Raw genomic sequence first — 15314 nt, forward strand, 5'->3', positions numbered from 1 at the left:
ACTCGTCAAACAGAAGGTGGCAAAACCTAACATTTCCTAACATCCGCAGCGTTACGCTTTACACCATAAAAGCAATTTACCCAGCAAACGTAAAGAAAAGGATTCTGGACACTATAAAAAGAACCGTAGATTTTCGGACACCTTAGGAGGGAAAGCGTAGTTTTATTGGGGTCGTAAGCAAGAAGAGAAATAACTTTATAGTTTGCAGATCGTTTGCAGATACAAAAAAGCCCCGACGTTGTGAATGATCACTAACTGTCGAGACCTTATAATTTGGTAGGACTAAGCAGATTCGAACTGCTGACCTCTACCATGTCAAGGTAGCGCTCTAACCAACTGAGCTATAGTCCTAAAAAGTGTTGATCATTATACTCAGGGCTTCTCTTTTGACAAGCCCTAGTACAAACTTTTTGAAGTCTTTGTTTTAAAACCGTTATTCATTGACTGGAACAAGCAATTCGTGACCAATAACTTCATCAATTAAACCATAAGGCACTTTGTATTTTTTGTCTTTAAATCGTACAAGGGCATAGTCGTAGCACATCTCAATCACGGTGCAGTTTACAATAACACCGTTATCGATGACTCTAATTATGTTGTAGTTTCTTAAGGTTATCGCCACGTTTATCTCCCTCAGCTTTGATTATTCACCGACGTCTTTTAACTTTTTCTGTAGCTGACGAATTTGATCACGATAACCCGCCGCTAATTCGAATTTCAGTTCTTCCGAGGCTAACATCATTTCTTTCTGCAATTGGATCATGGCTTTTCGTACCTGAGCTACGTCTTCCATGCTTTCCACTTGGTAATCTTTTGCCGTTTCGGCTACCTTCTTGGTTTTGCTGCCGCGCTTACCAGCACCTGGGTTGTAGGCGCCCTCCATAATGTCTTCAACGGATTTTGTGATACCTGTTGGTATAATGCCATGCTCTTCGTTGTAGGCGGTTTGCTTTTCACGACGTCGGTCAGTTTCGCTAATCGCCCGTTCCATAGAGCCTGTGATACGATCGGCGTACAATATGGCTTTACCGTTGACATTACGGGCAGCACGACCAATAGTCTGAATCAATGATTTTTCCGAGCGTAAGAAACCTTCTTTATCAGCATCAAGAATTGCTACCAAACTGACCTCTGGAATATCCAGACCTTCTCGTAACAAGTTAATACCTACCAAGACATCAAACTCTCCCAAACGTAAGTCGCGAATTATTTCTACACGCTCAACGGTATCAATATCGGAATGTAAATAACGCACACGAACGCCATGATCACTTAAATAATCACTTAAATCTTCCGCCATGCGCTTGGTTAACGTTGTCACCAAAACACGCTCACCAATAGGTGTTCGTAGATTAATTTCTGATAGTAAATCATCAACCTGAGTTGCCACAGGCCGAACTTCTAAAATAGGATCTATCAAGCCCGTCGGACGAACAATCTGCTCAACTACCCAGTCTTGATGCTCTTCTTCATACTTACCCGGCGTGGCTGAAACAAAAATTGTCTGCGGTTTAATCTGTTCCCATTCTTCAAATCGCATAGGACGATTATCAAGGGCAGAAGGCAAACGGAAACCATATTCGACAAGGTTCTCCTTACGAGATCTATCCCCTTTATACATTGCACCAATTTGTGAAACGGTAACATGAGATTCGTCGATAACGAGTAAGGCATTGGCTGGTAGGTAATCAAATAAAGTTGGCGGTGGTGAGCCTTCTTCACGACCTGATAAATAACGCGAGTAGTTTTCTATGCCATTGCAGTAGCCCAGTTCTTGCATCATTTCTAAATCGTATCGCGTACGCTGATCAAGGCGTTGCATCTCGACCAATTTGTTAAGCGATTTAAGTTGCTCGAGACGCTGATCCAATTCCACTTTAATGCGTTCAATCGCCGCTTGTACAGTTTCTTTAGGTGTTACATAGTGAGTTTTTGGATAAATCGTAACACGAGGAACTTTGCGAATGGTTTTGTTGGTCAGAGGGTCGATCATCGACAAGGTTTCGACCTCGTCATCAAATAGCTCGATACGAACAGCGGTGTCTTCCGAATCCGCAGGAAAAACCTCTATCACATCGCCACGAACACGGAAATTACCACGCTCTAATACCAAATCATTGCGGCTATATTGCAGTTCTGCCAAACGACGCAACACATCACGTTGGTCAATACGATCACCACGATCAAGATGCAGCATCATTTTTAAATAAGATTGCGGATCACCCAAGCCATAAATCGCCGACACGGTCGCAACGATAATAACGTCTTCACGTTCTAGTAAGGCTTTCGTAGCCGACAGTCGCATTTGCTCTATGTGTTCGTTTACCGAGGCATCTTTTTCAATAAAGGTATCCGACGCAGCGACATAAGCTTCTGGCTGGTAATAATCATAATAAGAAACAAAATATTCTACGGCGTTATGAGGAAAAAACTCTTTAAATTCGCCATAAAGCTGAGCGGCGAGGGTCTTGTTATGCGCCATCACTATAGTCGGACGCTTAACCTGAGAAATCACGTTCGCCACCGTGTAGGTTTTGCCAGACCCTGTTACCCCAAGCAGGGTTTGATGGGCAAGACCAGCCTCAACACCACGAACCAATTTTTCAATGGCTTTTGGTTGATCGCCAGCTGGAGAGTAAGATGAAACAACCTGAAACTCGTGCGACACAGATATTTTTCCTTAGCATTACAGTTGGTCAAAGAGATTAGCAAAAAATGCCGAATGCGTCTGGTATTTCCTTCTTTAAAGCCAATCCCCTTCCGCCACAAACTCATTTTTATGCACATTTTAAAACTTTACTAATTCAAAACCTACATATAACATTAAATACTAAGCTTATATCAAATAATAAAAACAAAATAATAACTTATATAAACATCTCTACCCACCCAACAGAGAAGCCTTATGACAACACTTGAGAAATACCTACCCGCTTTGGTCTGGCTAAAAGGTTACCGAACGGCCGATTTGAAGCATGATTCAGTTGCCAGCTTAATTTTCACCATTATGGTTATTCCTCAAAGCTTGGCCTATGCTATGTTGGCTGGTCTTCCGGCGATTACTGGCTTATATGCCAGTATTTTACCTTCTATCCTTTACTCACTGTTTGGTTCCAGCCGCACTCTAGCTGTTGGCCCTGTAGCACTTACATCAGTGATGACAGCTTCCGCGGTGTTGCCTTTTGCCGTCTCTGGCAGTGAACATTATGCTAGTATCGCGATTCTACTGGCCTTTATGTCTGGAGTGCTCTTATTGGTATTGAGCCTGTTGAAATTAGGCTTTTTGACCAACCTACTCAGCCACCCGGTAATTTCCGGTTTTATCAGCGCATCAGCCTTATTGATAATAATAGGGCAAATCAAGTACTTTCTCGGCATTGAATCTAATGGAAGTACTCTTGTTCCGCTGGCAACAAGCCTTTATGCACACGTAAGTAACACCAACCTGCCAACACTTCTATTAAGTGTCTTCTCCATCGCTTCATTACTGTTGGTTAAGCGCTATTTTGGACGTTTTTTGTTGCTCCTCGGCTTACCAACATCAAGCGTGCAATTATTTGAAAAGTCGGGCCCAGTCGTCGTGGTCATTGTGACCACTTTCATTGTCGCAATCTTGTCTCTTGACCAATTAGGTGTGGCAGTGATTGGCTCCGTTCCAACCACCCCGCCAACCATTAATTTAGACATCATAAGTTGGCAAATGATCAAAGCGTTATTGCCAGGTGCTTTCTTAATCACCATTGTTGGCTTTATAGGCTCGGTCTCTGTCGCCCAGTCTTATGCGGCAAAACGGCGTCAAGATATCCATCCAAATCAAGAATTGGTAGGGCTCGGCCTTGCCAATATCGGGGCGGCACTAAGTGGTTCTTTCCCTGTCACAGGCGGCTTTTCAAGAACAGTGCTAAACGCCGATTGTGGATCAAAAAGCCCAATGACAGGCATTATTTCTGCATTACTAATTTTATTGACATTATTGTTCATGACACCACTTTTTTATTACTTGCCCACCACTATTCTTGCTGCAATTATTTCTATTTCAATGGCGAAACTTATCAGTTTTTCGGACTTAAAAAAGTTATGGCAGTTTTCAAAAAAAGAGGCCTATTTGTTGATAGTGACCTTTTGTACCGTCATGCTAGAAGGTATGGAAACAGGGCTAATTGTAGGTGTCATTTTATCTATTTTATTTTTCTTGTGGCACACCAGTCATCCGCACATAGCCATTGTTGGTCGCGTACCTGGTACAGAGCATTACCGGAACGTGCAACGTTTTGAAGTAGAAACCCACAGCAAGGTACTCACTGTTCGTATTGATGAAAATTTATTTTTTGCCAATGCACGTGTTTTAGAAGAGCAGCTACAAAATTTGGTATCCCAAAACAAAGATATTCAACACCTTGTTCTTATGTGTACCGCGATTAATATGATCGACGCCAGTGCACTGCAAAGCCTAGAAAAGGTGGTGCTACGTCTTGCTGACGCAGGGGTAAAAGTCCACTTATCTGAAGTGAAAGGCCCAGTCATGGACAAACTTATTGGTTCTATTTTACTGGCTAGTCTGAGTGGCAAGGTATTCCTTACTCAGCACCAAGCGATAAAAGCTCTAACAGTAGAGCAAGCTGACGAATAAGCCGATTAGCACTTAATAAGATATAAGGTGAATCATCCGAGCCTATAGTCGCTCTAAGCGCTTGGGCCGATTCCCCCTTATTTACTAAAGTAGAAAAGTAAGTCCTACCACTTGCCACAAGCATGCACTCGGGAAAGCCGAAAATAAAGATTATTACATTCAAAAAGACCGATTAACCGACCTTCTTAATCAATTAACACCAAACTAATTGAAAAGAAAAACGTCGCTTGCCGCATCAATTTCATTCTGCAGTTTCTAGATAAACATATAACCAATGCCCCCCTTCCACTCTCACATTTTTGAGCAAACAACACATAACAACCTCTTTCTGAAACACGCTTCCCTCGATGATTCCCCAAAACACCTTGCCCACTTTATTCGGCATACAACTCATAAGCCCAACACTTTTTTATTATTTTGATAATAATTAAATCGAAATAACAACAAAAAAACAATTGACTTTTTTATTTTATTTAATAATGATAAATATTGTATCGTTATGACGATAGAGTGTAGAAATATAAAAATAATCCCAAGTTTCAGCTTGGACACCAACAAGGAAACAGTCATGTCACGCATTCAAACTTTGCTTAAGCAAACTATATCCGCAACCGCAGTCGCATCCCTTCTTGCAACAAGTATCAACACGGTCTACGCCGCAGAAGATAAAGTCCGCTGGAAAGTCCAAGCGGTATTTGGAACACACCTTCCTGGATTAGGCGATCCGATTAAACACGTTGCGAAACAAATCAAAGAAGCCACTGATGGAAACATCCAATTCAAAGTCTATGAACCAGGCAAACTAGTACCGCCTTTTAACATCACAGAAGCCGTTAAAAACAAACAACTCAAGGCTGGATACGCCTGGCTTGGTTATGATCAAGGCCGCATTCCAGCATCCGCATTATTATCAGCCGTTCCTTTTGGCATGGAGCCATGGGAATACACGGCTTGGTGGTACGATGGCGAAGGCAAACAACTCGCTGAAGCTTTATATGCGAAGCACAATATCCACCCCATTTTATGCAGCATAATTGGCCCAGAAACAGCAGGCTGGTTTAAAGAAGAAGTTAATAAAATGGAAGATTTACAAGGACTAAAAATACGCTTTGCAGGCTTAGGAGGGAAAGTTCTTCAACGAGCTGGCGCCTCAGTGACCGTGATACCAAGCGGCGAAATTTTCCCTGCGCTCGAAAAGGGTGCCATTGATGCTACAGAGTTTTCTATGCCAGCTATCGATCGCATCATGGGATTTGATAAAGTCGCAAAAAATAACTACTTTCCTGGGTGGCATCAGACTTTCACGGCCTCTCATTTGGTAGTCAATAAGGAAGTCTGGGATGACTTAGCCCCATCAACTCAAGCCACCATCGATATGGCATGCACCGCTGGAACCCTTCGAGCGCTATCGAATGGTGAAGCCTTACAAGGCAAAGTTCTGGCCGAGCTAAAAGAAAAAGGCATCAAAACACGCGCACTCAAACCCGATATGCTAGCGGGCCTGAAAGAGATTACCGATGAAGTCATGCTGGAACTTTCTGATCAGGATGCTGATTTCAAACGAATCTACGATTCTCAACAAGCTTTCCGCAAAGAATATAAAACTTGGCGTAATTTGGCATACCTACCAACAGATCTATAACTCAGAAAAAACGCATGTGTTAGCTCATCGTTAACACATGCAGACCTTTAAGATCTGTTGACAGGAAATGACATTATGCACACTCACTCTGATAACGCCTTAACAGGCTCAGCGGTCGAACAACCACATTTGCCCAACACCAAACTATCAAATGGGATTGACGCTTTATTAAAAACCATTGGCAATGCTGTGTCTTGGGTTTGGGTCCTCTTGATGGGCATCATCATCTTAAATGTTTTCATGCGATACGCATTAGGAGAAGGTCGTATCGAGTTTGAAGAGCTCCAATGGCACCTTTATGCGGTGGGGTGGCTCATTGGCTTATCATATTGCTTTACCTTTGATGAACACGTTCGTGTAGATCTAATACATGAACGCCTAAGCTTACGATCTCAAGCTTGGATCGAACTATTGGGGATGTTGTTTTTATTAACGCCTTTTATTGGTGTCGTCATTTGGTATGCCCTCCCCTTCATTAGCTACTCATGGGAACTCAATGAAGTATCCACAGCACCCGGAGGCTTACCTTATCGCTGGGCGATTAAGGCATTCTTGCTGTTGGGTTTCATTCTGTTGGCATTGGCTGTTATAGCGCGTCTTTCTCGCGTCTTGGCCCTATTGTGCCAATGTCGCCCTCCTCGCTCAAACAACAATGTTTCACACTCTTAGGAGCTCTTATGGAAATCAATGAAATTCTCGCTACCTTGATGTTTGCGACCTTCATAAGTTGCCTCTTTAGTGGTTTTCCCGTTGCCTGGGTCTTAGGAGGCATCGCGGTAGTATTTTCAGTACTGTCCATGGCGGCAGATCATTGGCTGGATGCCTTTATTGGCGTTGACTGGAATTATGTCTCCATTACGGTTCCTCGTATGTGGGCGGTAATGACTAACTGGGTATTAGTCGCCCTGCCAATGTTTGTTTTTATGGGATTGATGTTAGATCGATCAGGTGTTGCAGAAGATTTAATGAGTAACTTAGCACGCTTATTCGGTCGCGTACGTGGCGGTCTCGCTGTCACCGTTACTTTTGTTGGGCTTATGCTTGCAGCCTCCACAGGCATCATAGGTGCATCGGTTGTTCTACTCGCCGTCCTCGGCATCCCCATGATGCTTAAGGAAGGCTATAACAAGGAATTAGCTTGCGGCACTGTGTGTGCGACAGGCACCCTTGGCATACTCATTCCACCCAGTATTATGTTGGTCATGATGGGAGACCGAATAGGCATCCCTGTGGGAGATTTGTTCTTAGGTGCACTTTTGCCCGGAATGTTACTCGCCGCGCTATACGTAACCTACATCATGCTGGTGGCCTGGTGGCGACCTAATGCTGCCCCGGCACCCGAAGGCAGCGAAAAAGTAACCTTCGACATTGTACTGAATGTCTTTAAAGCAGTACTACCAACAACAGGGTTAATTTTAGCGGTATTAGGTTCCATTTTTTTCGGCATTGCCACCCCAACAGAAGCCTCTGGAGTCGGCGCATTAGGTGCCACTTTACTGGCCCTTAGCAAAGGACGCTTGAACCTCAAAGTACTTCAAGAGGTCGGCCGAGAAACTACAAAGACAACCGCATTTATTTTTGCCTTGCTGCTTGGAGCAACCGCTTTCTCTTTGGTTTTTCGTGGTTTAGGGGGAGATGAAATCATTGAAGGAGCTCTGACTAGCTTACCTTTCGGCCCGACAGGCATTGTCATAACCATCCTGTTCATCACCTTTATTCTTGGTTTTTTCCTCGACTGGATAGAACTCACCCTCATCATTCTGCCATTAGTCGCCCCTGTGGTGGCCAACCTCGGTTTTGATTTGGTGTGGTTTACGATTTTGTTCGCCGTGTGCTTACAAACTTCTTTCTTAACCCCTCCAGTTGGCTTTGCTTTGTTTTACTTAAAAGGTGTCGCTCCTGCCGGCATCAAACTTGGGCACATTTATCGCGGTGTGGTGCCATTCATTTTGATTCAAATAATTGGATTATTCATCGTGTTTTATTGGCAAGGCATTGTGACCTGGCTACCTGCCATTGCCTACTAATCATCTAAACAAGGAGCATTTATGTCGACTCAAATCGTGTTACCGAGAATCATGCAAGTAGGCGCGTCCGTTTCACACGAACTGCCGACGCTTTTAAAGGAGTTAAACTGTCATAAACCGTTAATTGTGACAGACAAAATGATGGTTAAACTGGGTTACATTCGTGACATTGCAAGTCACCTCAGCACCAACCAAATTGAATTCGACGTTTTTGATGAAACTGTCCCCGAGCCAACCGTAGACTCCATTATGGCCGGAGTCAAAATGGTGGCGGATGGTAATTACGACGCGGTGGTCGCGATAGGCGGCGGTAGTCCAATTGATAGTGCCAAAGCCATTGCGGTGTTAGGAAAATATGGTGGTGTAATGCGAGATTATAAATTCCCACGCGTTGTTTCTGAGCCTGGACTGCCCATTATAGCCATTCCAACGACCGCTGGAACGGGATCGGAAGTCACCCGCTTTACTATCATCACCGACGAAACCTGCGATGAAAAGATGCTCTGTGTTGGTACTGGCTTCATGCCAGTTGCCGCACTCATTGATTACAACCTGACGCTCAGCTTACCGCCACGTACAACCGCTGATACAGGGATTGATGCCTTAACACACGCCATTGAGGCATACGTTAGCAAAAAAGCCAGCCAATACAGTGATTCGCAAGCCATATCCGCGATGAAACTCATTGGTCCCAACCTACGCACGGCTTTTCATGATGGTCACAACCAACAGGCACGTGAAGCCATGATGCTTGGCTCAACGCTTGCTGGTATTGCATTTTCAAATGCCTCAGTCGCATTAGTACATGGCATGAGTCGTCCAATTGGTGCTTTTTTCCATGTTCCACATGGTTTATCCAATGCAATGCTATTGCCTACTGTGACAGCCTATTCTATTCCAGCTGCGTCAGAGCGCTATGCAGATTGCGCTAGAGCCATGGGCGTAGCAAAGGAAACAGACTCTACAGAGGTTGCGAATTCCAAACTATTAACCGAACTAAAGGCGCTTAATGAAGAGCTAAATGTACCGACCCCCGAGCAATTTGGCATAGATCGAACACAGTTTTTCGACAAGCTTGAAACCATGGCAAGCCAAGCACAGGCTTCTGGTTCTCCTGGTAACAATCCTAGAGTGCCAACGGAAGCTGACATGATCGAACTCTATCGCGCACTGTGGTAGATCCAACCATCATCTAACAACAAGACAACGAGGCATTTTTATGACAATCATTGGTCATTTTATTAACGGCAAAACACAGACAGAGGGCGAACGCCATCAAGCCGTTTTCAATCCAGCAACAGGAAACACAGACAAGCAAGTTTTACTCGCCAGTCAGTCAACCGTTGAGCAAGCCATTGCTAGTGCGGCCAAAGCTTACCCCGCTTGGCGCAATACCCCACCTATCAAACGTGCGCGCATTATGTTCAACTTTAAACACTTGCTTGAACAGCACGCCGATGAAATCTGTCGTTTGATTGGTGAAGAACATGGCAAAATCAGTCACGATGCAATGGGAGAATTACAGCGAGGTATCGAAAATGTAGAGTACGCTTGTGGTGTTCCTGAGCTTCTCAAAGGAGAGCACACTCGCAATGTAGGACCGAACATCGATGCGTGGAGCGAGTTCCAGCCTCTTGGCGTCGTCGCCGGAATTACGCCTTTCAATTTTCCAGCCATGGTTCCTTTATGGATGTTTCCAATGGCCATCGCAACGGGCAACACCTTCATTTTAAAACCGTCAGAGCGCGACCCATCTGCCACATTGTACCTTGCAAAACTCATGCAAGAAGCTGGTTTGCCTGATGGCGTATTAAACGTCGTAAATGGCGACAAAGAAGCCGTTGATACTTTATTACACGATTCACGCATTAAAGCGATTAGCTTTGTTGGCTCTACACCCATTGCTGAATATATTTATCAAACCGCTAGCGCACAAGGAAAACGCTGCCAAGCTTTGGGCGGGGCTAAAAATCATGCCATTGTCATGCCCGATGCTGACATGGATAACGCAGTTAATCAGTTACTTGGAGCCGCATTTGGCTCATCCGGCGAACGCTGTATGGCTTTATCCGTGGCCGTGGCCGTTGGCGACACAGCCGCTGACGCATTAGTTGAAAAGATGCAGAATGCGATGTCCTCATTAAAAGTCGGTGCGTTTAATGATTCCTCTAACGATTTTGGGCCTGTCATTACAAAAGCCCATCAAGAGAAAGTCATTGGCTATATCAACAGCGCTGAACAAGATGGAGCTCGCATTGTTGTGGATGGTCGTCAACCAAACATAGCCGGTTATGAACAAGGTTTTTTTGTCGGCGCCACTTTGATTGACCAGGTAACACCTAACATGCAGAGCTACCAAGAAGAAATTTTTGGCCCTGTACTTCAAGTCATACGCGTCAAAAGTATGGAAGCCGCCATGCAACTCATCAATGAGCATGAATATGGCAACGGCACTTGTATCTTTACCCGTGACGGTGAAGCCGCTCGATATTTTTCTGATCATATTGAAGTTGGAATGGTCGGAATAAACGTGCCTCTTCCAGTCCCTGTTGCATACCATAGCTTTGGTGGTTGGAAGCGTTCTTTATTTGGTGATTTGCACGCGTATGGCCCAGATGCTGTCCGCTTCTACACCAAACGCAAAACGATTACTCAACGTTGGCCATCAGCAGGTGTGCGTGAAGGCGTCACTTTCTCTATGCCTACAATGAAGTAATCTGTCATCTGAGTCGAATTAGTCTTGTGGTGCGCTAATTCGACTCTTATTATTTGATTATCTACATTGTCATTTATGACATTCGCATAAGGATTTCTATCAAATATGAGCAGCACACAACGTCGTGAAAAAGGCTCCAGCATCTCTCGCGTACTGGAAATTATTGAAGCGGTTTCTAAATCTGAACACCCTCTCAGCGCCGCAGATTTATCTGTTATTCTAGACATTCCGAAACCCAGTATACATCGACTACTTCAACAACTCGAAAGTGATGGCTTCTTACAAACCAACATGCGTGGTTTGTTGGTACCGGCAGAACGCCTGCATACTATTGCCTTAGGCGTTTTGTATGCCAGCCGCTATAAAGCTCAGCGCCAAGCTATTTTAAAAAAGCTAGCTGAGCAAGTAGGAGAAACGTGCGGCATATCCATTCCGAACGGAATTGATATGATCTATTATGATCGTGCTCAAACAAATTGGCCGTTACAGATCCATTTACCGGTTGGTATTCATACACCAGTAAATTGCACCGCTAGTGGTAAGTTGTACTTAAGCTCATTAAACAAAGAGCGTCGCCATCGTATTATCAGCACCTTGCCAACCCATCAATATGCTCGAAATACCTACACCAATGCTGATCAATTAGAACAAGCTCTCATTAAAATCAAAGACACTGGCGTGGGAACCGATAATGAAGAATTTTTAGACGGAATGGTGGCTATTTCCGTTGCAATCAAAGATCAGCAAGGTCGCTTGATTGCCTGTTTATTTTGTCATGCTCCTGTCATTCGAAAAAGTTTAGATGAGCTTTTGTCCTACATCCCTTTTTTAACCGCAGCGGCCAAAGAGCTTGGGAATTTAGCCGAAGAAGAGGATTAAACAAAATAGAAAACCAAACACAATCTGGCCGCCTTGTTACAACAAACTTTATAAAAAGTGGCCAGGTTGTGTTTTATCCAAAGAGTTCAAAGTCCATGGACGGGACTAACCTTAACGTCAGCCCGTAATACCTTACTTTCAATTGACGTCAAAATTAATCATATTATTCCTCTAAACTGTCATCAGAACCAACTACACGAAGCAAATCCTTATTACGAGCCAAAAGCGCGTCACCAATCCCCTTAACTTGGGATAATTGATCAATGGATTCAAAACGGCCATACGCCTCTCGATAAGCAATAATGGCCTCGGCTTTTTTTGCTCCAACACCAGACATTACTGCGGCAAACTGAGCAGCCGTCGCCGTATTAATATCCAAAGGAGTTGCAGCGAAAAGCGAGAGGGGCATAAAAGCCAGAGAAACAATAAGAAGTGAGCGAGAAACACAAACACGAACAATACGATTGAAATTCGTCATAGAAAAATCCTTTTCAAAATCAAAAATGGCATCTTGCCAATAAAAAACCACCTACAGTATCAACGAGGTTGAAACATATAAGTGGTTTTAGAGTAAAAGCTTTTTAATTAGAGTTCAAGACCCAACTTTAGCAATTTATACCATCACACCTAAATCAGCATTAGCCTTTGTTAGTACTCCAATGGGATCAGTCGCCTGTGTAATAGGACGCCCCAGCACAAGATAATGACTACCCGCCGCCATAGCTTCAGCGGGGGTCATAATGCGTTTTTGATCACCTTGGTCAGAACCTGCAGGACGAATACCCGGCGTGACTAAAACAAAGTCTTTACCTAGATCAGTCGAGAGCATACTGGATTCTTGAGCAGAGCAAACCACACCATCCATTCCAGAAGATTTCGCCAAAGCAGCAAGACGCTTCACATGTTGCTCAGGTGTTGCATCGATCCCGATCTCAACGAGATCAGTTTGATCCATACTGGTCAGAACCGTCACCGCAATCAACAAGGTTTTATTATCAGGCAATTGCTGTAATGCATTAGCAGAAGCTTCCATCATGCGACGACCACCAGAGGCATGCACGTTTACCATCCAAACACCAGCTTTTGCAGCAACACTCACTGCATTGGCGACTGTATTCGGAATGTCATGAAATTTCAGGTCTAGAAAGATCTCAAATCCTAATTGATGTAATTCATCCAAAATCACAGGACCGGCTGTTGTAAATAGCTCTTTGCCGACTTTCACTCGACATTGCTTTGGATCAAGTCGTTTCGCCATCTCAATAGATTGCGCCATGGTTGGGTAGTCTAGGGCAACCACTATAGGGGATTGGCAGCTCATTCAGTGTCCTCTTTCTTTCGGTTTCTATCGTTTGTAAGTCTCACAATGTTCAGACGGTTTTATTCGCCTTCCAAACCATGAATCGGCTTGACCACACCCCAATTTTTACAACTTGGGCATTGCCAGTGTAATTGGTGACCAGGAAAACCACACTGGCGACATTGGTATTTGTGTTTTGCTTGCACTAATTGATCTATAAGCTCAAATAAGACCACCAAATGTTGCTGGTTGTATCCTTGTGAATCAGCAAGCTGCAAGCTAATAAGTTCTTTAAAGCCTTTAATAGTAGGATGCTGCCTTAGCTGGTCAACCAAGAACATTTCGGCATAATCTTTATCAGTTTCCATATAATGTTGAACAAGCGCCATAATTAACGCCGTAGATGGCTTTTTCTGGTTCTGTTCTTGCAAAAACTTAATATAGCCGCCACTCCCCCATACTTTCTGATAACACTCTTTTAGCTTAGGGATGATAATCGAAATAAATTCAGGATCTTGCTCCGCTGCGTGCTTTAACTCTTTGATAGCATCGCGATAACGCCCCTGACTATTCAAGACATCTGCCGCACCAATGCTTGCCCGAACACAGCTAGAATCGACTTCTAAAGCATCCTTATAATGCTGAAATGCCGATTTCCATTGTTCTTTTTTTTGTAGCTCTTGCGCCATTTCACAATGAAAATGCGCCAAGCGCTTAATTTCTTTTTTCGTGGGTGTTTCTTTTATTAACTCAGAGCCAATTTGAATGGCTTTATCCCAGCTTTGTTCAAATTCATAAAGATCTACAAGCAAAGCGAGTATTTTTGGCTGAAATTCACTTTTCCGTGAAGTCGACGCCATGTTTAATAACAAACGTCCAGCTCTATCTAACAAACCTGCCGACATAAAATCGCTGGCCAACTCTAGTTGCACCATGCGCATTTCACGCTGTGATATTTCAGGGCGGGCAAGTAAATTTTGATGGATATTAATGGCTTTTTGTATTTCACCTTTCTTACGGAACAAATTACCTAATGTAAGGTGAATATCAAAAGTATCTGAATTTACCTCTAATGAATCAACAAAGGCATCTATTGCCTCTGAATGCTGATCATTAAGCAAGTGATTAAGACCACGAAAGTAATCTGTTGGAATACTCTTCTTAGCCTGTTTATTTTTCTTAGTCGGATTTTTACGCCCCATTGCCCAGCCAACGAAGAGCGCGACAAAAAGAACTAAAAACAACCCAACTTCGGTCAACTCAATCACTCCTTCCCAACAGAAAGCTCTTTAGCGATAGAGGCTTTACGTAAGGCATCCACTTCGTCTCGTGCTTTCTCATATTTTCGAGTCAACACCCTGATCTGACGCTCACTGCGTAAATACGCAACAGAGCTGACTAAAAGAGCCACACAAGCTCCTACGGTAAAAGATAAAATGATATAGAGGGCAACACTTAATTCGGGAGCTTGCCAAAAAACAAGATCAAGAGGAATAAGTTGTGGATTACGGATGGCAAAAAACACACCCACGGCGAGAAAGAAAATAACGAGTACAGTGTAAGTAACTCTTTTCAGCCATTTAAGCATAAAACAACCTACCAAAAATAGAATGGCGTTATTATGCCGTGGTAGCTCAAAGATTTCGAGGCATAAGACGTAAATTAGTTAAGTTCGTTAATATCTGCACCTTCAGGTAAATTGACTAGCTCTCTCAACTCTTTACCCGGTTTAAAGTGAGGTACATATTTTGCGCTCAACTCAACAGACTCACCCGTTTTAGGATTTCGACCTATTCTAGGTGCTCGATAATGTAGAGAAAAACTACCAAAGCCTCGTATCTCAATGCGCTCACCATTTGCCAAAGAATCAGACATATGTTCAAGCATTGCTTTAATTGCTTGTTCCACATCTTTCACTGGTAAATGGGATTGCTGATCGATTAGCAGCTCTATCAGCTCAGATTTTGTCATTACTGTCCTCGCGACTATAATTTGATCACTGTGTAAGACTAGCTAAATTCAGAAAGAAAGCAATAAGTTAACGCATTTTAAGACTATTTTTACTCATTTAATTCGATCTGAATAGCGAATATTACGAATGGATGCGTTCCACAACTAGC

At 43.5% G+C, this 15314-nt stretch carries 14 protein-coding genes and 1 tRNA gene; 7 read left to right on the forward strand and 8 right to left on the reverse strand.

Annotated elements, in window-relative coordinates; translation table 11 throughout:
- Positions 1-274 precede the first annotated feature (274 nt).
- The 3 genes from DFP80_RS09175 to uvrB form a co-directional block, all read right to left on the reverse strand.
- Positions 275-351 (reverse strand) — tRNA-Val (locus DFP80_RS09175).
- 82 nt (positions 352-433) lie between these two features.
- On the reverse strand, positions 434-622 hold the full coding sequence (locus tag DFP80_RS09180) for a hypothetical protein (RefSeq protein ID WP_113916509.1): 189 nt from the start codon (positions 620-622) through the stop codon (positions 434-436).
- Positions 623-643: 21 nt separating this feature from the next.
- Positions 644-2668 (reverse strand): excinuclease ABC subunit UvrB, encoded by a 2025-nt coding sequence (gene uvrB / locus DFP80_RS09185; protein ID WP_113916510.1) that lies wholly within the window; start codon positions 2666-2668, stop codon positions 644-646.
- A gap of 237 nt (positions 2669-2905) precedes the next feature.
- Here uvrB and DFP80_RS09190 point away from each other — a divergent pair, with 237 nt between their 5' ends.
- The 7 genes from DFP80_RS09190 (at position 2906) to DFP80_RS09225 (ending at position 11894) form a co-directional block, all read left to right on the forward strand.
- Entirely contained in the window at positions 2906-4630 is a 1725-nt protein-coding gene (locus DFP80_RS09190; RefSeq protein WP_113916511.1) for a SulP family inorganic anion transporter, read from the forward strand.
- Between the two features lie 568 nt (positions 4631-5198).
- Positions 5199-6272, forward strand: coding sequence for a TRAP transporter substrate-binding protein (locus tag DFP80_RS09200; RefSeq protein ID WP_113916513.1), 1074 nt, complete (start codon positions 5199-5201; stop codon positions 6270-6272).
- Positions 6273-6347: 75 nt separating this feature from the next.
- Positions 6348-6941: a TRAP transporter small permease subunit gene (locus tag DFP80_RS09205; protein WP_113916514.1), complete on the forward strand. Its 594-nt coding sequence runs from the start codon at positions 6348-6350 to the stop codon at positions 6939-6941.
- An 8-nt stretch (positions 6942-6949) separates the two neighbouring features.
- The gene (locus DFP80_RS09210) at positions 6950-8299 is read left to right on the forward strand and encodes a TRAP transporter large permease (RefSeq protein WP_113916515.1); all 1350 of its coding nucleotides are present in this window, start codon (positions 6950-6952) and stop codon (positions 8297-8299) included.
- 21 nt (positions 8300-8320) lie between these two features.
- Positions 8321-9478 carry an iron-containing alcohol dehydrogenase gene (locus tag DFP80_RS09215; RefSeq protein ID WP_113916516.1) on the forward strand — a complete coding sequence of 386 codons (1158 nt, stop codon included), beginning with the start codon at positions 8321-8323 and terminating at the stop codon, positions 9476-9478.
- Between the two features lie 40 nt (positions 9479-9518).
- Entirely contained in the window at positions 9519-11015 is a 1497-nt protein-coding gene (locus tag DFP80_RS09220) for a CoA-acylating methylmalonate-semialdehyde dehydrogenase (RefSeq protein WP_113916517.1), read from the forward strand.
- 105 nt (positions 11016-11120) lie between these two features.
- On the forward strand, positions 11121-11894 hold the full coding sequence (locus DFP80_RS09225; RefSeq protein WP_113916518.1) for an IclR family transcriptional regulator: 774 nt from the start codon (positions 11121-11123) through the stop codon (positions 11892-11894).
- Positions 11895-12057: 163 nt separating this feature from the next.
- Here the strand turns inward: DFP80_RS09225 and DFP80_RS09230 are convergent, their stop codons facing one another.
- The 5 genes from DFP80_RS09230 to ihfB form a co-directional block, all read right to left on the reverse strand.
- On the reverse strand, positions 12058-12372 hold the full coding sequence (locus DFP80_RS09230) for a ComEA family DNA-binding protein (RefSeq protein WP_113916598.1): 315 nt from the start codon (positions 12370-12372) through the stop codon (positions 12058-12060).
- Between the two features lie 135 nt (positions 12373-12507).
- Positions 12508-13215 carry an orotidine-5'-phosphate decarboxylase gene (pyrF, locus tag DFP80_RS09235; protein ID WP_113916519.1) on the reverse strand — a complete coding sequence of 236 codons (708 nt, stop codon included), beginning with the start codon at positions 13213-13215 and terminating at the stop codon, positions 12508-12510.
- Between the two features lie 59 nt (positions 13216-13274).
- The gene (gene lapB, locus DFP80_RS09240) at positions 13275-14462 is read right to left on the reverse strand and encodes a lipopolysaccharide assembly protein LapB (RefSeq protein ID WP_241560216.1); all 1188 of its coding nucleotides are present in this window, start codon (positions 14460-14462) and stop codon (positions 13275-13277) included.
- Positions 14459-14782 carry a LapA family protein gene (locus DFP80_RS09245; protein ID WP_113916520.1) on the reverse strand — a complete coding sequence of 108 codons (324 nt, stop codon included), beginning with the start codon at positions 14780-14782 and terminating at the stop codon, positions 14459-14461. The genes lapB and DFP80_RS09245 overlap by 4 nt, the downstream gene beginning before the upstream one ends.
- Before the next feature lie 74 nt (positions 14783-14856).
- Complete coding sequence (gene ihfB / locus DFP80_RS09250; protein ID WP_113916521.1) at positions 14857-15165, reverse strand: integration host factor subunit beta; 309 nt, start codon at positions 15163-15165, stop codon at positions 14857-14859.
- Between the last annotated feature and the right edge of the window lie 149 nt (positions 15166-15314).

It is taken from the genome of Marinomonas rhizomae (assembly GCF_003315485.1).
GTDB classification, from domain to species: Bacteria; Pseudomonadota; Gammaproteobacteria; order Pseudomonadales; family Marinomonadaceae; genus Marinomonas; species Marinomonas rhizomae.